The organism is Nesterenkonia sp. CL21 (assembly GCF_031705515.1).
GTDB classification, from domain to species: Bacteria; Actinomycetota; Actinomycetes; order Actinomycetales; family Micrococcaceae; genus Nesterenkonia; species Nesterenkonia aethiopica.
Genome location: NZ_JAUTWR010000004.1, coordinates 155,018 through 176,542, shown reverse-complemented (window position 1 = coordinate 176,542; position 21,525 = coordinate 155,018). Strand labels below are relative to the sequence as shown.

The following is a 21,525-nucleotide window of genomic DNA, read 5'->3' as shown; positions in this document are numbered from 1 at the left end:
AACTCGCCGCAGTGTCGAGAGCCCGACAGTGTCGAGAGCCCGACGGCGGTGCGAACGCTCAGGCGTCCTCGGCGCGGCCGTAGCGCGGCTCGTCGCCCTCGGCCTCACGGGCCTCCTGGGCCTTCTTGCGGGCCGCTTCGGCACGCCGCTCGGCCACCTGCCGCCGGTAGAGGTCCTCAGACTTCCGGTTCACCCCGGCCCCCTGGGAGAGGTGCTCGGGATTGTCCCGGGAGGCCAGCTGCAGCATGGAGACCACCAACAGCGCGACGATGAACACCACGCCGAACGCGATCAGCGCCAGGTCCACCCGGGCCGGGTTGTCCGTGCCGCCGGAGGCGGAGATCAGGGTGACGAATCCGGCCACGAAGGCCAGGGCCGCAGAGAAGATCAGCGGAGCCTTGACCGACTCGATCAGCGAGCGGCGCTCCTTCTTGTCCTCTGCCACAGGGCTCCTCGTTCCTCGTCAGACGGGGACGTCTGCCAGGACGTCCGGTGATGGTCTCGGCGTCCGCGTCGGACGCCCGGCCATTCTACGCCGTGTAGTAGACCGCGTGCGAGTCGTGCTCAGTCCCGGCCGCGGCGGGCGTCGTGCACCATGCCGCCGCCGCTGATCATCAGCAGCACCGCCATGATGATCACGCCCATGCCGGCGATGCCGAGGATGCCGTGGACGTCGAGCTGCATGCCGACCAGCAGCGCCGCCCCGGTGAGGGTCCCGACGGCGCCGAGCAGCAGCTGGTCGCGCGCCGGCACGAACGCCCCTCGCCCGCGGATCCCGGCCACCAGCTCGGCCACACCCATCGCCACGAAACCGACACCGGCGATGACGGCGGCCGCCGTCGTCGTGCCCACGAAGATCACCGCGACGGCCGAGAGAACCCAGGCCGCCGCGCCCAGGGCCAGCGGGCCGCGCACTGTGGCGGGCACGAGTTCCTCGTCCTTGGCGTAGTCCCACACGGCGGTGGCGCCGAGGGCGAAGTAGCCGGCCACGGCGACCTTGAGCAGGGTGAGCGTCTCGTCCTGCCAGAACACGGTCACCGCGGCGAAGACGGCGGTGATGACCGCGCGGACCCAGACCGGCCGGATCAGCGCTTCAGCGGTGGGGGCGGGGATTCTCTTCACTGGCACGCAGGCGAGTCTACTCGCTGTCCGCAGAGGCTTCAGCCGATCGGCCGAGCTCTCAGCGGGCCTCCCCGGCCACCATCCATCGGCCACCGGCGGCCCGGACGCCGAGGGTCAGCGCGCGGGCCCCGATGAACACCACCGCGTAGCCGACCCACAGCCACACCACGGCCTCCACTCCGGTGAGCCCGCGGGTGGAGATCCACCACAGGGCGGGGAAGTACAGCGCCAGGTTCACCAGTCCCGCGATCGCGAGGTATCTCACATCGCCAGCGCCCATCAGGACGCCGTCGAGCACGAACACGTAGCCGGAGATCGGCTGGGCGAGCGCGACGACGAACAGGGCGGCGGTGATCATGGCCGCCACGTGGGCGTCCGGGGTGAACAGACCCGCCGAGACGGGCGCGAGCGCCGCGATCACGGCTCCGGTGACCACGCCGAAGCCCAGCCCCCAGAGGATCATGAGACGCGTGAGCCGCCGGGCGACGTCGAGGCGGGAGGCGCCCAGCTCCTTGCCGATGAGCGCCTGGGCGGCGATGGCCAGGGCATCCAGGACGAAGGCCAGCGTGGAGAACACTGTGAAGGTCACCTGGTGGGCGGCCAGGGTGTCCGGACCGAGGTCGGTGGCCACCAGCACCGTGGCCACGATGGCCGCGCGCAGGCTGACGGTGCGCAGCATCATCCAGGACCCCACGGAGAAGGCACGGCGCAGGCCGATCGGGTCCACCCCCAGCGACACCGCCTGGGCGCGCAGCCGGGGCACGATGATCACCAGGTAGACCGCCGCCATGCCCCACTGGGCGATGGAGGTGCCGATGGCCGCGCCGGCCACGCCGAGTCCCACCGGGTGCACCAGCACCAGATTCAGCACGATGTTGGCGCCGAACCCGGCCGCGGCGACGATCAGCGGAGTGGTGGTGTCCTGCATGCCGCGCAGGACCCCGGTGGCGGCGAAGACCAGCAGGATCGCCGGCACCCCCGGCATGGACCACACCAGGTAGTCCCAGGCATGGCTGTGCATCTCCCCGGAGCTGCCCATGGAGGCCAGCAGACCCTCCCCGAAGGCGACGCCGGCGGCGGCCAGCACGACGCCCAGGATCAGCGCGAGCCAGAGCCCGTCCCGCCCGGCGGCCAGCGCCTTGGCCAGCTTCCCGGCACCCACGTAACGGGCCACCGCCGGGGTGGTGGAGTAGGCCAGGAAGATCATCAGCCCGGTGACGGTGTGCATCACGGTGATGCCCAGGGCCGCGCCGGCGAGCTCATCGACGCCGAGACGGCCGATGATGGCGGTGTCGGCCAGCAGGAACAGCGGCTCGGCCACCAGCGCCCCCAGGGCGGGGACGGCCAGGGCCAGGATCTGCCGCGGCAGGGGCCGCGGGTCGGTGGTGAGCTCCTTCATGGGGAGGCGATCATGCCCCGCCCAGCGGCACGGCGGCCGCCTGGAGGAGGGCCGGGATCACGCCGGTGGGCTCCAGGCCGTCGATGTCCTCCAGCAACGGGGAGAGCCAGTACTGCAGGGTGACGGCCATGCAGTTGTTGAACGCGTGCACCAACCAGACGAACAGCAGAGACCGGCCGGAGAAGATGTAGGCCAGGGTGAAGATGATCGACATCGTCAGATACGGCACCACGGTGGTCAGCACGCCCATCAGGTCTCCGGAGATGATCTCCGAGGAGACGTGGATGAGCGCGAACGGCAGCACGGAGATCACCGCGCAGAGCCAGATGTTCAGATGCCGGGAGAGCTTGCCGATCAGCAGGTGACGGAAGATGTACTCCTCCACGAGCGGACCGAGCAGCCCCAGCACCAGCAGAGCCGCCCAGAACGGAACGGCCTGCAGCATCGCCTCGATGCCGGCCTGATTGGCGCTGGTCTCAGGCTCCTGCCCCGTGACCGTCATGATCAGGGCCATCAGCATCACATTGAGGACCACGATGGACAGCCACATCGCGGGGATGAGGAAGATCTTCAGCCAGGCCAAGGCGTGGTGGGTGAAGACCACCAGTGAGCGCCACAGGGCCTTGCCCGCGACGGCCAGGATCAGCACCGTCAGCGAACCGAAGATCAGCCCGTTGATGAGGAACTCCTGACGCGATTCCGCACTGGTCAGCGTGACCTCGTCCCCACCGGGGAAGAACATCATGGTGACGAGGTTCGCGCCGAGGATGATGACCAGATACGGCACCGTCGGCAGCAGGTCCCACCACAGGAAGCGACCGGGCCGGGAGTCCGGCTGCCGCCAGATGCCGCGCGAGTACCGGTCCTTCGGGTCCGGGAGCGTCTGGGCCGGCGGCTGAGGGGGGAACGGCGACGGGTGGTGAGTCGAGTGCTGAGGCGCAGGGTGCTGCCCCTGAGCGTAGGGGTTCCCCCACGGCGCCGCCCCGGGCCCAGAGGGCGCATAGGGCCCCGGACCCTGGGGCTGCCCGGCGGGAGGGTGGCCGTAGAGATGCGGCGCCTGAGGGTACGGCGGGGGGCCAGGCGGGTGCGGCGGGGGGCCGTGGCGTTCCGGCTCCTGCGGAGGTGTGCTCATATCGCCCCAGCGTAGAAGATCGAACTGCCCTCCACGTCAACCTCAGGGCGTAGGCATCCGCCGGAGCAGCACCGTGTCGTTCGTCGGGCCCGCTGGCAGCACCTGACCACCGGCATCTGCCCAACGACTGAGGACCTCAAGTGAAGCCTCATTCGGATCTCCGAAGCACCTCTACGCGAACCTCCCAGACATCGGCGCTGCGGTATCCCGCGTCGAACCGACCTCCCTCGCTTTCTACCCGGTGACGCATGGAGTCCGACCCGACTCCAAGAATGCGACCCGACGCGCCGCTTCTGGACGAGGCAGTGTTGGCGACTCGCCAGGACACGCAGTTCGGCTCCTGTTCCACGCTGAGCCTGCAATTCGGTGTATCGACACTCCCACGGGCATCACCGTGCTTGGCAACGTTGGTCGTGCACTCCTGCAGGACCCAACGAAGAGTGCTCTGCAACGACATCGGCAACTCGGCAAGCCCCGCGGGCACGTCCAGCTCAACGGTGAATCCCAGGTCGCGCAGGATCGAGGCACACCGTGCAATCTCGTCGTCAAGTCGTGCTGCTGAGATCTCTGAGGGACTGCCGCTCACCAATCCCTCGTTCCTAAGGATGTCCAGCATTCGCCGAAGGTCCTGCAAGGCATGGGCGGAGGCGCCTTGATTCGTCTCCAGTGTGGCCCGAACCACAGGATCGGTGATCTCGTCATCGACAGCCTGAGCGTGCATGCTGATGACCGTCAAGTCGTGAGCGACGATGTCGTGAAGATCCCTAGCGATCCGCCGCCTCTGCTCATGCAGCGCTTCTGACTTGGCCCGGACAGCATCTTCCACGTCCTGTCTCGCCTCTTGATGTCTGAGCCACCAGCGCCGATAAGCCCTGCCACCCAGGTACGACCCGGTGAGGGGGCGTAGCCGCGAATCAGATCGCTCGATGGATCGCCAACAACCCTCGCACCGTAGGAATCGCGCTGAATGCCATCGGCCTTGGGCACCTGACGGGCGATTCTGCTCGGGCAGCCATGATGTCACCATCGCCGCACTTCGCTGGGACAGCCTCGCCCGCATAGGATCGACAACATGGATACTATCGATCAATCAGATTCAACAAGCCCCTCAAAGAGGCGGTTCTGGAGAACTTGGCAGATCGTAGTAACGATACTTGGCACACCGCTCTTGGGCTGGATATTGCTGGCCCCGCCAAGCATGCAACTGCCCCAGTTCGGCTACCTCGCCATCTGGTTGGCCATATTCCTCATTGCTGCTGCAGGGGGGCTCATCTTTAAACGCTCCTAGCGCATGGAGCCATGCATGCCTCAGTGCGCTCTCGCTGACGTGCGTCCAGCACTTCCGGAACTCCCGTCAGCGAGAGCGCAGTGAGGGACGACCAACTGGCTCATCGCAGATGCAGGTATATCGGGGGCCTGAGTGTGCCGCCTCAGGATAGTTGAAAGAGGGAATGCGGTTATTGATCGCCACCAGTGCCAGAGCAGCCGGGAGCTAATTGCCGCAGGACGAGCGTCTCATCAGTAGGGCTGCACCCCACCGGGCGTCGCACCAAGACCTGGCCCAGCCTCCTGCTCGCGGCGCCGGCGTCGCCGCACGACGCCGACGACGATCCCGGCGATCAGCAGCCCCAGGCCGATGGTCCCCAGGGCGATGCCGCCGAAGACGGCACCGAGCACGCCGAAGACTCCACTGGCCAGGCCTGCGAAGTCCCCTCCGGGGGCGAGCACCACGAAGGCCTCCCCCGATCCGTCCAGGGAGGGGTCGGTGAAACCGCTGATCGAGAACTCGTGCAGACCGGACTCCTCGGCGGAGTAGCTGTTCACCCCCACCGCGCTCGAGCCGCCCTGGGTGGCGGTGGAGCTGATCTCCGCCCACCGCATCGACCCTCTCTCCCCGCTGGGCGAGACGACCTCGGGCGTCTCACTCAGCCCCGGGGCGCTGGCACCAGTGGGGCGGACCACGTAGAGCATGTAGCTCTCCCCCGCCTCCAGCTGCGCCTCGGCCACCAGGGGCGGATCCCCGCTGATCAGCGCATCGGCGCCGGGCCCGCCGTCGCTGTCCAACACCCCCAACGGCACCGTGGAGCGGAACACCGTCACCGCCAGCACGAACAGCACCACCGCTCCCAGCAGGAGGACGCCGCCGATGATGCCCAGTGTCATGGGCAGCGGCCCGCGCGTCGGACGCGGCCTGCTCGGCATCGGGTAGCCGGGGTGCGGACCGCCGGGCGGAGGCCCCGGGTACCCGGGCTGGGACCAGCCGGGCTGCTGTCCGTAGGGCTGGTGCTGTCCGTAGGGCTGGTGCTGCGGCGGCTGCGTCATGATCGTCCTCTCCCCCGGCGCACTGCCTCAGGCGCCTCACGCTGCGAGGACAGTGATCCTACCGAGGGCGTCCAGAGTCGGCCAGATCCTCCGTCCGGCCCGGTCGGGCACGCCTCCACGTCAGGGCGGAGCCCACTCCGTAGGCCGCTCCGCACAGCAGGACCACGACGCCGACCGGCACGCTGCGCTCCACCGTCACCGACCCGACGTGAACGTGACCGGAGACGAGGGCGAGGCCCAGCAGCAGGACAGCCACCCCGGCGATGGCACCCTGGACGGCGCCCCACCGCCGCTGGCTCCTGGTCTGCCGCATCACCAGTCTCCTCTGCCTCGTCTAGCCCCTCTGCCTCCAGCGGCCCTCAGCCGGAGCTGATGAGCGGGCTCGGGGACAGCAGCGTCGCATTGCGCAGGTCCCGCAACCGACGGGCCTTCTCCGCGATGGCGTGGTCCTCGTCGCTGATCGGCTGCCAGGGGGTGATGTGCCGGGCAGAGCCGGCGCCGTCGGGTGCGACCATCACCGGCAGGCCGTAGGCGACCACCTCCGGGTGCTTCTCCCAGCGCGCCCCGGCCCGGACTCTCACCAGCACGTGCATGGACTTGGAGCCGGTGAGCACCAGCCGGGCGTCCACCTCCACCAGGTCCCCGGTGGTGATGGGCCGGTAGAACCGCACGCCCCCGGTGAGCACCGCGGCCACGTCATAGCCCGAGTACCGCTCGGCGCAGATCTCGGCGGCCCGGTCCATCCACTTCATGACCGCACCGCCGCGGATCTTGCCGTCCGGGTACTTCTCATCCGTGTCGGCCAGGAACCGCAGGGTCAGCGCCTCGGAGGTGCCCATGTCCTCGGGCATGGAGCTGATGGTCTCCTCCACCTGTCGGCGGTAGACCATCCGCTGGGTGGCGTCCACGCTGCGCCGCAGCTCCAGATCGGAGCTCGGCTCGAAGGGCGCCACGGTGACCGCCTCGCCGTCGTCGCCCACGGCCACGTAGATCATGTAGCACTCGGTGCACACCAGCCAGCCCTGCTCCGGGTGCTGCACCAGCACCCGGGTCTGGATGTGCACGGAGGTGCGCCCGGTGTGGACCACCCGCGCCTGCACGGTGACAGGCGTGTCCCGCGGCACCGGCGTGGTGAAGTGCATATTGCCCACATAGGAGGTCACGCACGCGGTGCGGGTCCACGACGCCGCACACGCATAGGCGGTCTTGTCGATCCAGTCCACGACGACGCCGCCGGCCACCGTCGTCTCCTTGGAGGTGCCCTTGACCTCTTGGAAGGTCAGTTCGATCGTGCTGCGCCGCGACATGTCCCTGACGCTAGCACCACCGGCGCCCGCACGGCAGGGACGGCACGAGAGACCCGGGCGGAACCACCCGGCATCCTGCACCCGGCAACACCCCGGGCAGCACGCCCCGACAACACGCCAGGGCGTCGATGTGACCGGACGCTCATGGGCCGATATCCTGCTGACCCTGTGGCCCGGCGCCGAAACTGCCTACGATGGGGTTCGAGCCCAAGGCCAGCCCGGCGTCCGATGAGACGCCGCCGAGGCACCAGGCCCCGTGATGGGCACCTGCCGACGGTACGGCATGAGGAAGACCTCAGCTCCGCATCACGACCCCGCCGGACCCCCGGTCCGGCTCCCCGTCCTGAACGCCGACCTGATCACCCTGCCCTGATCGCCCACAGTCCCCGTGAGGTATCCATGCACCCGTTCGAGAACCCCTTCCGGCACTCCGCCGAGGCCAAGCGTCACGCCCTGCGGCACTTCCGCGCCGTCCTGTTCGACATGGACGGGGTGGTCACCGACACCGCCGGCGTCCATGCCGCGGCGTGGAAGGAGCTCTTCGACACCGCCCTGGAGGAGATCACCGGGGAGCCGCAGCCCGAGTTCACCGACGAGGACTACCTGAACTTCGTCGACGGCCGCCCGCGCGAGGACGGGGTGCGGACCTTCCTGCAGGCTCGCAGCGTGTTCGTCCCCGAGGGTGAGCCGGGCGACGCCGCAGACCAGCTCACCATCCACGGCCTGGCCGCCCGCAAGCAGGGCTTCTTCGAGGCGGTGCTGGCCCGCGACGGCGTCGACGTCTTCCCCACCACCGTGGAGCTGATCCACCAGCTCCGCGAGGACGGCATCCCCACCGCCCTGGTCACCTCCTCCCGCAACGGCCGCGACGTGCTCAAGGTGGCCGGGCTGCTCGATGCCTTCACCGCCATCGTCGACGGCACCGACGCCCTGGAGATGAACCTGCCGGGCAAGCCGAACCCGGCCATGTTCCTGCACGCCTCCACGCTGCTGCGTGTCGAGGCCCAGGACTCCATCGTCATCGAGGACGCCGCCTCCGGCGTGCAGGCCGGACACCGCGGGAACTACGGGATGGTCGTCGGGCTCAACCGCGGCGAGGACCCGCGGCGCCTGAAGGAGGCCGGCGCCGACGTCGTCGTCACGGACCTGTCCGTGATGAACCTGGCGACACGCACCACCAAGCCCTTCGACCCGGACTGGGTGCTCGCCTATGACGAGTACGACCCCAAGGAGGAGCCCACCCGAGAGGCCCTGTGCGCCCTGGCCAACGGCTACTGGGGCACCCGTGGCGCCGTCCCCGGCACCTCCGCCGACGCCACCCACTACCCCGGCACCTACATCGCCGGAGTGTTCAACCGGCTCGAGACCGACATCATGGGCAAGACGGTCGAGACCGAGCACATGGTCAACATCCCGGACTGGACCTACCTGCAGGTGACCCCCGAGGCGGGGAACCCGCTGCTGCCCGGCTCCCCCGAGCTCATCGACTACCGCCAGGAGCTGGACATGCGCCGCGGGCTGCTCACCCGGGTGACCCGCTTCCAGGACCTGCACGGCCGCCGCACCCGTCTCACCACCCGCCAGTTCCAGTCCATGGCCGGGGTCCAGCTGGCCGCCCTGGAGATGGAGATCGAGGCGGAGAACTGGTCCGGCAACGTCACCGTCCGCTCGATGATCGACGGGCGCGTCGCCAACCGCAACGTCGCCGCAGACCGGGAGCTCGCCGGACACCACCTCGACGCCGTGGACTCCCGGGAGATCGACGGCGAGACCGTCCTGCTGGAGACCATGACGAACCAGTCCCAGGTGCGGGTCGCCGTCGCCACCCGCACCTCGGTGACCTCCACCGGGAACACCAACCCGATGCGCCGCCCCGTCTCGGAGGGCGAGTTCGTGGCCGGGCATGACATCTCCATCAACCTCGAGGCCGCCACGCCGGTGACCCTGGAGAAGATCGCCTCGGTGGCGAACTCCCACGACCACGCGATCTCCACCGTGTGGCACTCCGCGGTCAAGCGGGTCCAGCGGGCCTCCTGCTTCCGCACCATGCTGACCTACCACGAGGAGATGTGGGGCGTGCTGTGGCACCGCTTCGCCGTCTCCATCGGCTCCCGCTCCTCCCGCCAGCAGATGGCGCTGAACCTGCACACCTTCCACGTCCTGCAGACCGCCTTCGGCGCCCGCCGCGACCTCGACGCCGGAGTCGGCGCCCGCGGCCTGCACGGCGAGGGCTACCGGGGGCATCTGTTCTGGGACGAGATGTTCGTCTACCCGATGCTCACCCTGCGGCGTCCGGAGCTGACCCGCGGACTGCTGATGTACCGGTATCGGCGCCTCGGCGAAGCCCGCGCCATGGCCCGCGCCGAGGGGCACGCCGGCGCCATGTTCCCCTGGCAGGCCGGCTCCGACGGCCGCGAGGAGACCCCCACCGAGCTGTGGAACCCGCGGTCCCAGGCGTGGATGCCGGACAACTCGCACCGCCAGCGGCACGTCTCCCTGGCCATCGCGTACTCGGTGCTGCAGTACTTCGAGACCACGCAGGACTACACGTTCCTGGCGGACTACGGCGCGGAGATGCTGGTGGAGATCAGCCGCTTCTTCGTCTCCCTGACCCAGTACGACACCGAGGCCGACCGGTACGACATCGAGGGTGTGATGGGCCCCGACGAGTACCACGACGGCTACCCGGACACCCCCGGATCCGGTCTGCGGAACAACGCCTACACCAATGTGCTGACCTCTTGGATGCTGCGGCACACCGCACGGCTGGTCCGCGAGCTGGACTCCCGGGACGACCCGCTCTCCGAGTGGCTGGACATCTTCGAGGACGAACTGGACCACTGGGAGCACATCTCCCGGCGGCTGCGCGTGCACTTCCATGCCGACGGGGTCATCAGCCAGTTCGACGGCTACGAGGACCTGCTGGAGTTCGACTGGGAGGGCTACAAGGCGAAGTACGGCAACATCGGACGTCTGGATCTGATCCTGCAGGCCGAGGGTGACGCCACCAACCGGTACAAGCTCTCCAAGCAGGCCGACGTGCTGATGCTGTGCTACCTGTTCTCCTCCGAGGAGCTCATCGACACCATGCGGCACATGGGCTACGAGGTGCCGATCGAGGACTTCGGGAAGACCATCGAGTACTACCTGGCCCGCTCCTCGCACGGCTCCACGCTCTCCCGCCTGGTGCACGGCTGGGTGGCCGCGCGCTTCGACCGCTCCGGCTCCTGGAACCTGTTCAAGGAGGCGTTGGAGGCCGACCTCGCCGACACCCAGGGCGGCACCACCCGGGAAGGCATCCACCTCGGCGCGATGGCCGGCACCGTGGACATGGTGATCCGTTGCTACGCAGGGGTCGAGACCCGCGCCGATGCGCTGTGGCTGCACCCGCTGCTGCCGGACGAGCTGCCGGAGGCCACGTTCCGCATGCGGTACCGCAACCAGCCGATCCTGGTGCACATGGACCACCAGAACGTGACGCTGAAGCTCTCCGAGGGATCGGCGGAGCCGATCGACCTCAATGTGGAGGGCAAGCGCAAGCAGCTCAGCCCGGGCGAGCGGTGGACCGTCCCGCTGGAGCACCAGGCGCGCGCCCACGCGAGGTCCTGAGCACCTCCATGGCCCTGAGCCAACTCACAGCGGCAGCGTCATGAACACGCTGTGCGGATCCTCGGTGTACTCGCCGAAGGGCGGGCACTCGGTGAAGCCATGCCGGGCGTAGAGCCGGCGCGCGGGGGCGAAGTGCCCCTGCGTGCCGGTCTCCAGGCTCAGCCGCCGGAGCCCGTGGCCGCGGGCGTGGCCGATCAGGTGCTCCAGCAGCGCACCGGCCACTCCCCGCCCGCGGGCGACGACGGCGGTGCGCATCGCCTTGATCTCACCATGCCGGGAGTCCAGCCGCTTGAGCGCCCCGCAGCCCAGCAGCTCGCCGTCGTCCTGACGGACGGTCCACAGGGTGACGCCGTCGGCGCGCAGCTGGTCCAGGCCGAGGGCGTGCACGCTCTCCTGAGGTGAGGTCGCGTGCATCTCCTGCAGATGCTCGAGGATCAGCCCCTGAACGTCAGGCGTATGCGGGTCATCAGTGCGGATGTGCATGGCACCAGTGTGTGCGGAGCATGTTTCACCGGCGTTTCACCCACTCCGCGCTTGACGATTAGCTAGATTATCTAGTCAAATGGATGCGTGAGAGACCGACCGAAGGACTCCGCCGGACACGGCCGGGCGCGACCCGAGGTCCTGCACACCCTGGAGGCGGTGCAGGTGCTCAGCGACTCCATGGACCGCATGCACAACACCCTCAAGGGCCCCATGGAGATGAACCCATCAGACGTGGCCGCCCTGCGGATGCTGGTGATCCGCGAGCGTCAGGGGCAGCCGGTCACGCCTCAGGACATCGCCCGCCACCTGCAGATCTCCACGGCCTCGGCCACCGTGCTGGTCGATCGGCTGGTGGACGCCGGCCACGCGCGGCGGCGCCCCCACCCCCGTGACCGGCGCTCGCGTGTCGTGGAGCTCACCGACCTGGCTCGCCGCTCCTTCCAGCACCACTTCGGCGCACGACTGGCCGCCATGCGAGAGGTCATCGACGCTCGCGACGACGAGGAGCTCCAGCTCATCGCTGAGTTCCTCACCGCACTGGCGGACTCGATGGTCGCCCCGCTGCCCGAACCCACCACAGCCTCACCCCAGGAGGACTCATGACGACATACTCCGCGGACGCCACCTCACGCCGGCCAGGCCTGGCCGCCCAGTTCCTCGCGCTTCTGGTGCTCCTCGCCATCCCGGTGGGAGTGGGGTTCCTGGGCAGCGCCCTGACCTCCGAGCAGGTCGACGGCTGGTACGCCCAGGCCGACGTAGCCCCATGGAACCCGCCGAACTGGGTCTTCGGACCCGTGTGGACGGTGCTCTACCTGATGATGGGACTCGCAGCCTGGCTGGTATGGCGGGAACGTGCCGCCCCCGGACGCTCCCGCGCCCTGAGCCTCTTCGCAGTCCAGCTGGTGCTCAACGGCCTGTGGACTCCGATCTTCTTCGGCGCATACCCGCTCTGGGGCTCCGCCGCGCTGTGGCTGGCCTTCGCCGTCATCGTGGCCATGATCGCCGCCGTCGTGGCGACCATCCTGGCCTTCCGCCGCGTGCGCGGCCTGGCCTCCATGCTGCTGCTGCCGTATCTGGCGTGGATCCTCTACGCGTCCACGCTGAACCTCTACATCGCGGTCATGAACTGACCCCTCTTCCCTCTCCATCCCGACCTTCCCCACACAGAACAGGGCCTTCGATGCTGCACGCCGCCGATCCCTCTCGCCTCTCCCACCGTTCCCGCTGGGGTCGACGGCTGCTCCTGCCGGTGGTCCTCGTCCTGGCCTGGCTGGCGTGGACCGGCGCCGGCGGCCCCACGTTCGGGGCGATCTCCGAGGTCACCACCGATGACCAGGCCACCTTCCTCCCGGCCGATGCCGAGTCCACCCGAGCCGGTGAGCTCCGGGAGCAGTTCGCCGACTCCGATGCTGTGCCGGCCACGGTCATCGCAGAGCACGACGGCGGCACCTCCGGTTCGCTGGACGAGACCGCGATGGGCGAGGCCGCTGAGCTGGCGTCCACCCTCGAAGGGATGGAGGGGGTGACCGACGTCATCGGGCCGGTGCCTGCGGAGGACTCCGGCGCGGTGCAGCTGATCGTACTGCTGGCCGAGGGCGCTGTCGACGACGGCGCGGTGGACGCGCTGCGCGCCACCGTCGCCGGGGAGCTGGACGAGGCGGCGTGGTCAGCCCATGTCACGGGGCCGGCGGCGCTGTCCACCGATCTCTCCGAGGCCTTCGCCGGCATCGATGGGATGCTCCTGCTGGTGGCGGTGGTCGCGGTGTTCCTGATCCTGATCGTGGTCTACCGCTCGCCGTTCCTCCCGCTGCTGGTGCTGCTCTCCTCGGTGGGCGCGCTGTGCGCGGCGATCACCGTGGTCTACCTGATGGCTCGGCTGGAGTGGATCCAGCTCAACGGCCAGGTGCAGGGGATCCTGTCGATCCTGGTGATCGGTGCGGCCACGGACTACTCGCTGCTGCTGGTGGCCCGCTACCGGGAGGAGCTGCTGCGGGCGGCTGACCGGCACGCCGCCCTGTGGACCGCGCTGAAGCGCTCCACTCCACCGATTCTGGCCTCCGGAGGCACGGTGGCCGTCGCGCTGATGTGCCTGCTCGTCTCGGATCTGAACTCCAACCGTGCGCTCGGCCCGGTGGCCGCGGCGGGCATCGTCTTCGCCATGCTCGCCACGCTGAGCTTCCTGCCCGCACTGCTGGCGCTGACCGGCCGGCGCGTCTTCTGGCCGCGCGTCCCGCACGCCACCGACTCCCCCACCAGGCACAGCACCGACGACGCCGACCGGACCCCCTCCCGCGGCCTGTGGGCCCGGACGGCCTCGTGGGTCGGAGCCCACCCCCGTCCGATCTGGGTGGTCGTCACCCTGGTGCTCCTGGTGGGCGCGGCCGGCGTGACCCAGCTGCGCGCCGACGGCATCGACCAGTCCGAGGTGGTGCTGGGCGAGACGGACACCAAGGCCGGCCAGACCATGCTGGAGAAGCACTTCGACGCGGGCACCGGTGCCCCCACGGAGATCTTCGTCCCGGCTGTGGAGGCCGATCAGGCCCTCGAGCTGGTCGCCGGCGTCGAGGGAGTGGCCGAGGCGCACCTGGTGGACGCCGACGGCGCTCCCGCCGGGGATCTCACGCAGGCCCGCCAGGTGGACGGGCAGGTGGAGATCTCTGCGACCCTGGACTCAGCCGCCGACTCCTCGGAGGCCGAGTCCGCCGTCGTCGCACTGCGCGACCAGCTGGACGCCCTGGAGGGGGAGGCTTTGGTGGGCGGCACCACCGCCACTCAGCTGGACACCACCACCACGGCTCAGCGGGACCTGATGGTGATCATCCCGATCGTGCTGGTCGCGATCCTGATCATCCTCATGGTGCTGCTGCGCTCCGTGGTGGCGCCGGTGATCCTGGTGGTCGCCACCGTCCTGTCCTATCTGACCGCGCTGGGGGTCTCCGCGCTGGTGTTCAACCACGTCCTCGGCTTCCCCGGCGCGGACCCCACGGTCCCGCTGTTCGGCTTCATGTTCCTGGTGGCCCTCGGCGTGGACTACACCATCTTCCTGATGACCCGGGCCCGGGAGGAGACCCTGCGCGGCGACCCTCGGGAGGGTCTGCTGCATGCCCTGGTCGTCACCGGCGGGGTGATCACCTCGGCCGGGTTGGTGCTCGCGGCGACCTTCGCCGCCCTGGCCGTGCTGCCGCTGATGTTCATGGTGCAGCTGGCCTTCCTGGTCGCGCTCGGCGTACTCATCGACACGTTCGTCGTGCGGACTCTGCTGGTGCCGGCGCTCGGCCTGGAGCTGGGCCGGCGGATGTGGTGGCCCTCCCGGCTGGCTCAGCCGGCGATCGCCCGCAGCGCCACGTACAGCACCGAGGGCCCGAGCAGGCACCCCATGCCGGTGTAGAAAGTGGCGGTCATCGCTCCGTAGGGCACCAGCCGCTTGTCGGTGGCGGCCAGTCCCCCGGCCACCCCAGAGGTGGTGCCCATCAGGCCGCCGTAGGCCATCGCGGACTTGGGGTTGTTGAGCCCGATGAACGGGGCGATCAGCGGAGTGCCGACCATGACCACCACGGCCTTGACCAGCCCGGCGGCCACGGAGAGCGCGATGACGTCCGAGCTGGCCCCCACGGCGGTGCCGGTCACCGGGCCGACGATGTAGGTGGCCGCCCCGGAGCCGATGGTGGCCATGGACTCCGGATCGGTGTAGCCGAAGGCCGCGGCGACGGCGGCCCCGACCGCGAACGAGACGAGCACGCCCAGGATGATGGAGAGCGCCCCGGCCAGCCCGGCGCGCTTGATCTCCTGAAGGTCCACCCCGTAGGCGGTGGAGACGATGGCGAAGTCGCGCAGCATCGCCCCACCCATCAGCCCGAGCCCGCTGAAGATGGCGATGTCGGCCATCCCGGCCTCCCCGCCGGTGACGGAGCCGCCCCAGTAGGCCAGCACCAGCCCCAGCATGATGGCGATCGCACTGCCCTGCAGGCGGCCGCGGGTCAGGGTCTTGGACAGCCAGCCGGAGACCATCATGAGCCCGCCGATGACCACGAAGGCCACCAGGAGGTCGTTGCGTTCGAAGACGGAGACGAGCAGATCCACCTCAGACCTCCTGCTTCTCGGCCTCGGTGAGCGGGGGCAGCGGCTCCGCCTTCTCCCCTACCCGCGCGAGCACCGGCACCAGGGCCGCCCCGGCCGCGAGCGCGCCGAGACCGGCGAGGATGGCCATGGGGCCGCCCGCCAGGGCCTCGACCACGTTCTGCGTGGAGGCCATCGCGATGACGATGGGGATGTACATGGCGGACCAGAACATCACCCCCTGCTCCGAGGCGGGCGGGAACTTCCCCATCCGCCGGAGCTTGTCGGTCACCAGCACGAGCATGATCATCGCGAAGCCGACTCCGCCGACGTTCGCCTCGACGCCGACGACGACGCCGAGCACCTCGCCGACGAGCATGCCGACCAGCATGCACAGCGCGAGTGCGGCCACTCCGTAGAGCACCATGATGTTCTCCTGTCCTGCGGTTCAGTGCTGCTTCTGTCCGGTGCTGCTTCTGTCCGGTGCTGCTTCTGTCCGGTGCTGCTTCTGTCCGGTGCTGCTTCTGTCCGGTGCTGCTTCTGTCCGGTGCTGCTTCTGTCCGGTGCTGCTTCTGCACCCGGGCGGCCCCTGTCGTCCCGATCAGGCGGGGGCGAAGAGGTCCGCGTACTGCTTCCGCAGCTCGGCCTTCTGGACCTTGCCCATCACGTTGCGCGGCAGCGCCTCGACGATCTTCACGGCTCGGGGCTGTTTGAACCGGGCGAGGTCCTCGCGGATCCCGGCCAGGATCTGCTCCGGCTCCAGGGCGGCGCCGGCCTGCGGCACGACGACGGCCACCACGGTCTCCCCGAAGTCCGGGTGCGGCACGCCGATCACGGCGGACTCGGCCACGCCGTCCAGGGCGTCGATGCGCTCCTCGATCTCCTTGGGATAGACGTTGTAGCCCCCGGAGATGACCAGGTCCTTGTCACGGCCGACGATGCACAGGTAGCCGTCCTCGTCGATCCGGCCGAGGTCCCCGGTGATGAAGAATCCGTCGGAGCGGAATTCGGCGGCCGTCTTCTCCGGCATGCGCCAGTAGCCGGCGAACACGTTGGGGCCCTTGACCTCCACCAGGCCGACCTCGCCGTCGGGCAGCTCGGCGCCGCTCTCCCGGTCGGTCACCCGGATCTGCACCCCGGGGAAGGGCTTCCCCACGGTGCCGGGCTTGCGGGCGCCGTCGTAGGGGTTGGTGGTGTTCATGCCGGTCTCGGTCATGCCGTAGCGCTCGAGGATGGCGTGCCCGGTGGCGGCCTCGAAGGCCTCGTGGTCGCTGGCCAGCAGCGGGGCGGAGCCGGAGACGAAGAGTCGCATGGAGGCGCAGGTCTCCGGGGTCAGCCGCTCGGAGGCGAGCAGGCGGGTGTAGAAGGTGGGCACCCCCATCAGCACGGTGGAGGTGGGCATCAGGTCCAGGATGGCCTCGGCGTCGAAGGACGGCAGCCAGTGGAAGGAGGCTCCTGCCACCAGGGTCATGTTGGCGGCGACGAAGAGCCCGTGGATGTGGAAGATCGGCAGCGCGTGGATGAGCCGGTCCTGGTCCGTGTACTGCCAGGCCTCCAGCAGGGCCCGGCAGTTGGAGGCCAGGTTCCCATGGGTCAGCACCGCCCCCTTGGACCGTCCGGTGGTGCCGGAGGTGTAGAGGATCGACGCCGGGGTGTCCGCGGCGGCGGCATAGGACTCCTCCACGGTGGTCTCGGAGGTCAGCAGCGTGCCGTCGCCTGCGGTGCCGAGCGTCTCCACGATGAGCTGATCCCCGCCCCGGGCGGCGTGCTCCTGCTCCCGCTCCGGGGAGCAGACGAGCACGCGCGGCTCGGCGTCGCCGATGAAGTAGTCCATCTCCGTGCCGGTGTAGGCGGTGTTCAGCGGCAGGAAGACTCCGCCGACCCGCAGGGTGGCCAGGTAGAGCGCCAGCGCCTCCGGCGACTTCTGCACCTGCGCGGCGACCCGGTCCCCGGGCTGGACGCCGTCGGCCAGCAGCCGGGCGGCGATCCGCCGCACCGTGTGCTCGGTCTCCGCATACGTCAGGGTGCCGCCGTCGGGCAGGTGGAAGAGCACCTTCTCGGGCTGGCGGGCCGCTTGAGCCTCGAAGGAACGGTGGATCGGGGTGAAGTCGTCGGCCATGGGGGCGGATCCTCTCGGAGTGTCGGGTCGGTCAGGAATGAGCTCGGCCAGCGGGCCGTCGACGGCGACCTCGCGCCGCCGCACGAAGTCCTCGTGGCGTCGCTCGAGCTGCTCGGGCTCATAGCGGTAGGTGATCATCGCCCCGTAGGACTGGGCGCGCGCCGCCGGCGAGCTGTGGGCCGGCCAGTGCAGCTGCCAGGCGGCGGCCCCGTTGCCCAGGTGGAACCGGGCCACCGGGTCCAGCGGCCGACCATCCCCGCGCCGCTCGGCGGTGATGTAACGGGCCAGGACGGGCAGCAGCCGCTCACGCAGGGCGGGCGCGCCGGCACTCTCAGCGTCAGGGTCCGCAGCACGGGGATCATGTGCAGCCAGCTCGATGGCCAGGTGGAGCAGCTCCGGATCGTCCTGGGACTCCAGCCAGCCGCGGAAGCCCGGGATGGGAGACAGCGTGACGAAGCGCCGCAGATGGGGCAGCTGGCGGCTGACCTCGTCGATGACCTGCTTGATCAGGAAGCTGCCGAAGGAGATGCCGGCCAGCCCCTCGAGGGAGTTGTTGATGGAGTACAGGGCGGCGGTGTCGGCCTGGGCGGGGTTCAGCGCGGGACCGGGCTCCAGCAGCGGCCCCATGTGGCGCGGGACGCCCTCCACGAGCGCCACCTCCACGAAGATCAGCGGCACCTCTCCGGTGGCGGGGTGGAAGAACGCGAAGCACCGGCGATCCTTCGGCTGCAGCCGCCGACGCAGGTCCGCACGGCCCTCCATGGGGTGGACCTTCTCGAACCGCAGCAGGTGCTGGTGGAGCTCCTTGGGAGAATCCCACGTGATCTCCTCCATGCGCAGGAAGCCTCGATTGAACCAGGAGACCAGCAGGTGCCGGAAGTCGTGGTCCACCGGCCGCAGCTCAGGATGCTCCGGCAACAGCCTGCGCAGGTCCGCCCGCATGGCCACCAGCGCGGCGGTCGCATCCGGAGCGTGGTTCATGCGCCGCAGCAGCTGCTGACGGGCCGGCTCGACGACGTCGAACAGACGGGTCAGTGCGGCATCCCGCCGCTGCCCGTCGGCCTGCTCCCAGGCCTGGTAGGCGGCGCGGACGGCGTCGTCATCAGCCCCGTGGTCCTGCAACATGTGGGTGAAGAAGGCCAGGCGGCCAGCGTCATCCAGCTGAGCGTAGGCCTGCAGCGCCCGGGCGGCCACCGCCCGCAGCGAGGCCTCCCCGACGTCGCTCATCAGGACCTCGCAGGCGGCCAGGAGCTGGTCCAGCGGGGCGGCCTCCGGCTCCTGCGTCGCCGCGCCCTCCCCGCCCCGGCGACGCAGGGCGCGGAACAGGTCCGCGAGCAGCCATCCGTCCTGACGTCCCATGGCGATCCTCCCTCGACGAGTCGACGTTGTACATCACACGCCGTGATGTATATAACAGGGACTATAGAGCATGAACGTGACCTGCGCCACAGGCTGGCCGGTCGGATACCCTGAACCCCGGAGGTGGCCATGGCTCGGATCCCAGAGTCCCAGCGCGTGCGGGACGCCCTGGAGAACGCGATCGTCGACGGACGGCACCGCCCCGGCGAACGCCTGGACCCGGCGCAGCTGGAGCAGGAGTTCGGCTGTTCCCGGACCCCGGTGCGGGAGGCGCTGCAGGCTCTGGAACGCTCCGGATTGGTGCAGATCCGCCCCAAGCAGGGCACCTATGTGACCGAGCTGAGCATCTCCGAGCTGGCCGAGCGCTTCGAAGTCATGGCGGAGCTGGAGGGCATGGCCGCCCGCCTCTCCGCCCGGCGCATCGAGGCCGACGCGTTGGAGGAGCTCGAACGGGCCGTCTGCGACTGCGAGGACCACGCCATCGCCGGCGACGCCGACGGCTACTACTACGCCAACGCCCGATTCCACGGCATCCTCTACGATTCCTGCGGCAACGAGTACCTGCGCCAGCAGGCCCACGCGCTCAAGCGCGCCCTGCAGCCCTACCGGCGCCTGCAGCTGCGGGTCCCGGACCGGATGCGCCGGTCCCTGGCCGAGCACCGGGCCATCGCCGACGCCGTCCGCGCCGGTCAGGCCGAGGTCGCCGAGGATGCGGCTCGCTCCCATGTGCTGGTCCAGGTCACCGAGTTCAGCCAGCTGGTCCGCACGTGGCGCCACCTCAGCGCCTCGCCGGAATGACCCACCCAGGGAACACCCACCCGCGAAAGGAGGCCCCTTGCCCGACCGCAGCGCCCTGGAACACACGCTGACCACCCTCGACGGCCGCGGCTACGCCGGCTACAAACAGCTGCGCGGAACCCACGAGCTCCCTCCCGGCGACGCCGAGACCACCGGCCTCCGGCTGCTCGTGGACCACGTCCAGGTGGACCCGTATGCCCCGCCGTCCCTGATGCGCGTGCAGCTGGACCGCGACGCGGCGGACCTCCCGGAGGACCTGACCGCCGATGCGCGGGGACGCACCGCCGTCACCGACTTCCTGACCCGGCGGGTGGCGGAGGCGGCCCGCCGCCTCTCCCCCGGTCGGCCTGGGGACGGGTCGATCAGCATCGGTCGACCCGGCCAGCAGGTGCTGGAACGCACCAGCGTGGTGATCGGCGCCCAGCACGTGGAGGCACGGCTGCATGTGGCGCTGCCGGCGGCCGGGCGACGCATCCGCGGCCGCGCGGCCGCCCGGCTGCTCACCGAGGCGCTGCCGCAGATCGCCGCCTCCACGCTGCGTCATGCCGCGCTCGACGCCGCCGCGCTGCGACGCCACGTGACCCTGCACCGGGACCAGCAGCACCTGCGCGACCAGCTCGCCGGGGCCGGGCTGGTGGCCTTCGTGGGCGACGGCGCCCTGCTGCCCCGCCGGGCCGGAGACTCGGACCTGCCTCTGGACTCCTCGGCCGCCACGCCGTTCCGCTCTCCGGACTCCCTGCGCGTGAGCGTCGACCTGCCCAGCGGAGTCCAGGTCACGGGCATGGGGATCCCGGAGGGGATCACAGTGATCATCGGCGGCGGCTATCACGGGAAGTCCACCCTGCTGCGGGCGATCGAACGCGGCGTGCACCCGCATGTGGGCGGCGACGGCCGCGAATGGGTGATCACCCGACCCGACGCCGTCGCCATCCGTGCCGAGGACGGCCGCGCGGTGACCGGTGTGGACATCTCCCCGTTCATCGGGGACCTGCCCTCCGGCACCGACACCCGCCGCTTCTCCACCACCAACGCCTCCGGCTCCACCTCCCAGGCCGCCTCCCTGGTGGAGGCCGTCCAGGCGCAGGCCGACGTGCTGCTGATCGACGAGGACACCTCGGCGACGAACTTCATGATCCGGGACGAGCGCATGCGCCAGCTCATCCCGGCCGACCGGGAGCCGATCACCCCGTTCGTGGAGCGCATCCGCCCCCTGCATGCGGTGCGCGGCGTGTCCACGATCCTGGTGGCCGGCGGGTCCGGGGCCTTCTTCGACGTCGCGGACCACGTGATCGCCTTGGACTCCTATGTGCCTTCTGACGTCACCGAGGAGGCGAAGGCGCTGGCCGAGTCGACGGTCCCGCCCGGCGCCGAGGCCACGGATTCTGCAGGAGCGCTGTTCACGGCGGCGTCGCCACGCGTGCCGGAGCCCGGGTCCCCGCGGGGCGGCACGGGCGAGAGTGGCCAGGGCGGGCGCAGCCGGGGCCGCGATGGACGGCCCAAGCCCGCCCGAGCGCGCGGCCGGGCGGTGATCCAGCAGGGCGGCGAGGACGTCGACCTCTCGGCGGTCTCCCAGCTGGTCGACCCGCTGCAGACCGCGGCCCTGGCCCACGCGCTGGATCGGGCCGCCGAGCTGGCCGACGGGCGACGCACCGTGGCCGAGATCGTCGAGGAGCTGCTGCGCCGGATGGACGCCCAGGGCCTGGACGCCCTGTCCCCGCACCAGGGCCATCCGGGGGCGATGGCGCGGCCGCGGAGGCATGAGCTGCACGCCGCCCTGAACCGCCACCGGGGCCTGCGGCTGCGCTGAACCCCAGGC

19 protein-coding genes are annotated in these 21,525 nt (G+C 70.0%); 7 read left to right on the top strand and 12 right to left on the bottom strand.

All coding sequences use genetic code 11. The features are described from left to right. Nucleotides 1-58 precede the first annotated feature (58 nt). The 5 genes from Q7C18_RS08865 to Q7C18_RS08845 form a co-directional block, all read right to left on the bottom strand. Nucleotides 59-445: a hypothetical protein gene (locus Q7C18_RS08865; protein ID WP_201791125.1), complete on the bottom strand. Its 387-nt coding sequence runs from the start codon at nt 443-445 to the stop codon at nt 59-61. A 119-nt stretch (nt 446-564) separates the two neighbouring features. After that, nucleotides 565-1,128 (bottom strand): hypothetical protein, encoded by a 564-nt coding sequence (locus Q7C18_RS08860; RefSeq protein WP_070159560.1) that lies wholly within the window; start codon nt 1,126-1,128, stop codon nt 565-567. Nucleotides 1,129-1,180: 52 nt separating this feature from the next. Next, the gene (locus Q7C18_RS08855) at nt 1,181-2,521 is read right to left on the bottom strand and encodes an MATE family efflux transporter (RefSeq protein WP_311025067.1); all 1,341 of its coding nucleotides are present in this window, start codon (nt 2,519-2,521) and stop codon (nt 1,181-1,183) included. Nucleotides 2,522-2,531: 10 nt separating this feature from the next. Next, nucleotides 2,532-3,653 carry a lysostaphin resistance A-like protein gene (locus Q7C18_RS08850; protein WP_311025066.1) on the bottom strand — a complete coding sequence of 374 codons (1,122 nt, stop codon included), beginning with the start codon at nt 3,651-3,653 and terminating at the stop codon, nt 2,532-2,534. A gap of 148 nt (nt 3,654-3,801) precedes the next feature. Then, the gene (locus tag Q7C18_RS08845) at nt 3,802-4,479 is read right to left on the bottom strand and encodes a histidine kinase (protein ID WP_311025065.1); all 678 of its coding nucleotides are present in this window, start codon (nt 4,477-4,479) and stop codon (nt 3,802-3,804) included. 246 nt (nt 4,480-4,725) lie between these two features. On the opposite strand from Q7C18_RS08845, the gene Q7C18_RS08840 reads away from it, so the two are divergent. Beyond that, a complete protein-coding gene (locus tag Q7C18_RS08840) occupies nt 4,726-4,941 on the top strand; it encodes a hypothetical protein (protein ID WP_311025064.1) in 216 nt (71 codons plus the stop codon). A 230-nt stretch (nt 4,942-5,171) separates the two neighbouring features. Here Q7C18_RS08840 and Q7C18_RS08835 read toward each other — a convergent pair whose 3' ends face one another. From Q7C18_RS08835 to Q7C18_RS08825, 3 genes are read right to left on the bottom strand one after another with little or no spacing between them, the layout of a single operon-like run. Further along, nucleotides 5,172-5,975, bottom strand: a complete 804-nt coding sequence (locus Q7C18_RS08835; RefSeq protein ID WP_311025063.1) for a hypothetical protein — start codon at nt 5,973-5,975, stop codon at nt 5,172-5,174. 58 nt (nt 5,976-6,033) lie between these two features. Continuing rightward, the gene (locus tag Q7C18_RS08830; protein WP_311025062.1) at nt 6,034-6,288 is read right to left on the bottom strand and encodes a hypothetical protein; all 255 of its coding nucleotides are present in this window, start codon (nt 6,286-6,288) and stop codon (nt 6,034-6,036) included. 46 nt (nt 6,289-6,334) lie between these two features. Continuing rightward, nucleotides 6,335-7,282, bottom strand: a complete 948-nt coding sequence (locus Q7C18_RS08825; protein WP_070159605.1) for an acyl-CoA thioesterase — start codon at nt 7,280-7,282, stop codon at nt 6,335-6,337. Between the two features lie 399 nt (nt 7,283-7,681). Here Q7C18_RS08825 and Q7C18_RS08820 point away from each other — a divergent pair, with 399 nt between their 5' ends. Then, nucleotides 7,682-10,891: a beta-phosphoglucomutase family hydrolase gene (locus Q7C18_RS08820; RefSeq protein WP_311025061.1), complete on the top strand. Its 3,210-nt coding sequence runs from the start codon at nt 7,682-7,684 to the stop codon at nt 10,889-10,891. Between the two features lie 24 nt (nt 10,892-10,915). On the opposite strand, the gene Q7C18_RS08815 is transcribed toward Q7C18_RS08820, so the two are convergent. Beyond that, nucleotides 10,916-11,374, bottom strand: a complete 459-nt coding sequence (locus Q7C18_RS08815) for a GNAT family N-acetyltransferase (RefSeq protein ID WP_311025060.1) — start codon at nt 11,372-11,374, stop codon at nt 10,916-10,918. Nucleotides 11,375-11,461: 87 nt separating this feature from the next. Between Q7C18_RS08815 and Q7C18_RS08810 the strand changes: the two genes are divergently transcribed. The 3 genes from Q7C18_RS08810 to Q7C18_RS08800 are packed head-to-tail and all read left to right on the top strand — an operon-like array spanning nt 11,462 to nt 14,765. Beyond that, entirely contained in the window at nt 11,462-11,980 is a 519-nt protein-coding gene (locus Q7C18_RS08810; RefSeq protein ID WP_311025058.1) for a MarR family transcriptional regulator, read from the top strand. Further along, nucleotides 11,977-12,507 carry a TspO/MBR family protein gene (locus Q7C18_RS08805; RefSeq protein WP_311025057.1) on the top strand — a complete coding sequence of 177 codons (531 nt, stop codon included), beginning with the start codon at nt 11,977-11,979 and terminating at the stop codon, nt 12,505-12,507. The genes Q7C18_RS08810 and Q7C18_RS08805 overlap by 4 nt, the downstream gene beginning before the upstream one ends. A 50-nt stretch (nt 12,508-12,557) precedes the next feature. Further along, nucleotides 12,558-14,765 carry an MMPL family transporter gene (locus Q7C18_RS08800; protein ID WP_311025055.1) on the top strand — a complete coding sequence of 736 codons (2,208 nt, stop codon included), beginning with the start codon at nt 12,558-12,560 and terminating at the stop codon, nt 14,763-14,765. Here Q7C18_RS08800 and madM read toward each other — a convergent pair. The 3 genes from madM to Q7C18_RS08785 form a co-directional block, all read right to left on the bottom strand. Next, complete coding sequence (gene madM, locus Q7C18_RS08795) at nt 14,696-15,457, bottom strand: malonate transporter subunit MadM (RefSeq protein WP_070159611.1); 762 nt, start codon at nt 15,455-15,457, stop codon at nt 14,696-14,698. The genes Q7C18_RS08800 and madM overlap by 70 nt on opposite strands. A 1-nt stretch (nt 15,458) precedes the next feature. Beyond that, nucleotides 15,459-15,860: a malonate transporter subunit MadL gene (gene madL / locus Q7C18_RS08790; protein WP_083277439.1), complete on the bottom strand. Its 402-nt coding sequence runs from the start codon at nt 15,858-15,860 to the stop codon at nt 15,459-15,461. A gap of 174 nt (nt 15,861-16,034) precedes the next feature. Beyond that, the gene (locus Q7C18_RS08785; protein WP_311025054.1) at nt 16,035-18,911 is read right to left on the bottom strand and encodes an AMP-binding protein; all 2,877 of its coding nucleotides are present in this window, start codon (nt 18,909-18,911) and stop codon (nt 16,035-16,037) included. 129 nt (nt 18,912-19,040) lie between these two features. Between Q7C18_RS08785 and Q7C18_RS08780 the strand changes: the two genes are divergently transcribed. Together Q7C18_RS08780 and Q7C18_RS08775 are read left to right on the top strand one after the other, a co-directional pair. Continuing rightward, nucleotides 19,041-19,709 (top strand): GntR family transcriptional regulator, encoded by a 669-nt coding sequence (locus Q7C18_RS08780; protein WP_070159632.1) that lies wholly within the window; start codon nt 19,041-19,043, stop codon nt 19,707-19,709. Nucleotides 19,710-19,746: 37 nt separating this feature from the next. Further along, nucleotides 19,747-21,516 carry an ABC-ATPase domain-containing protein gene (locus Q7C18_RS08775; RefSeq protein WP_311025053.1) on the top strand — a complete coding sequence of 590 codons (1,770 nt, stop codon included), beginning with the start codon at nt 19,747-19,749 and terminating at the stop codon, nt 21,514-21,516. The last annotated feature ends 9 nt before the right edge of the window (nt 21,517-21,525 follow it).

Bases quoted from the DNA above. Each gene is read 5' to 3' on its own strand.
- Q7C18_RS08785 (WP_311025054.1), bottom strand. From the start codon at position 18,911: ATGGGACGTCAGGACGGATGGCTGCTCGCGGACCTGTTCCGCGCCCTG.
- Q7C18_RS08850 (WP_311025066.1), bottom strand. From the start codon at position 3,653: ATGAGCACACCTCCGCAGGAGCCGGAACGCCACGGCCCCCCGCCGCAC.
- Q7C18_RS08815 (WP_311025060.1), bottom strand. From the start codon at position 11,374: ATGCACATCCGCACTGATGACCCGCATACGCCTGACGTTCAGGGGCTG.
- Q7C18_RS08820 (WP_311025061.1), top strand. From the start codon at position 7,682: ATGCACCCGTTCGAGAACCCCTTCCGGCACTCCGCCGAGGCCAAGCGT.
- Q7C18_RS08835 (WP_311025063.1), bottom strand. From the start codon at position 5,975: ATGACGCAGCCGCCGCAGCACCAGCCCTACGGACAGCACCAGCCCTAC.
- Q7C18_RS08780 (WP_070159632.1), top strand. From the start codon at position 19,041: ATGGCTCGGATCCCAGAGTCCCAGCGCGTGCGGGACGCCCTGGAGAAC.
- Q7C18_RS08830 (WP_311025062.1), bottom strand. From the start codon at position 6,288: ATGCGGCAGACCAGGAGCCAGCGGCGGTGGGGCGCCGTCCAGGGTGCC.
- Q7C18_RS08800 (WP_311025055.1), top strand. From the start codon at position 12,558: ATGCTGCACGCCGCCGATCCCTCTCGCCTCTCCCACCGTTCCCGCTGG.
- Q7C18_RS08805 (WP_311025057.1), top strand. From the start codon at position 11,977: ATGACGACATACTCCGCGGACGCCACCTCACGCCGGCCAGGCCTGGCC.
- madL (WP_083277439.1), bottom strand. From the start codon at position 15,860: ATGGTGCTCTACGGAGTGGCCGCACTCGCGCTGTGCATGCTGGTCGGC.
- Q7C18_RS08855 (WP_311025067.1), bottom strand. From the start codon at position 2,521: ATGAAGGAGCTCACCACCGACCCGCGGCCCCTGCCGCGGCAGATCCTG.
- Q7C18_RS08825 (WP_070159605.1), bottom strand. From the start codon at position 7,282: ATGTCGCGGCGCAGCACGATCGAACTGACCTTCCAAGAGGTCAAGGGC.
- Q7C18_RS08840 (WP_311025064.1), top strand. From the start codon at position 4,726: ATGGATACTATCGATCAATCAGATTCAACAAGCCCCTCAAAGAGGCGG.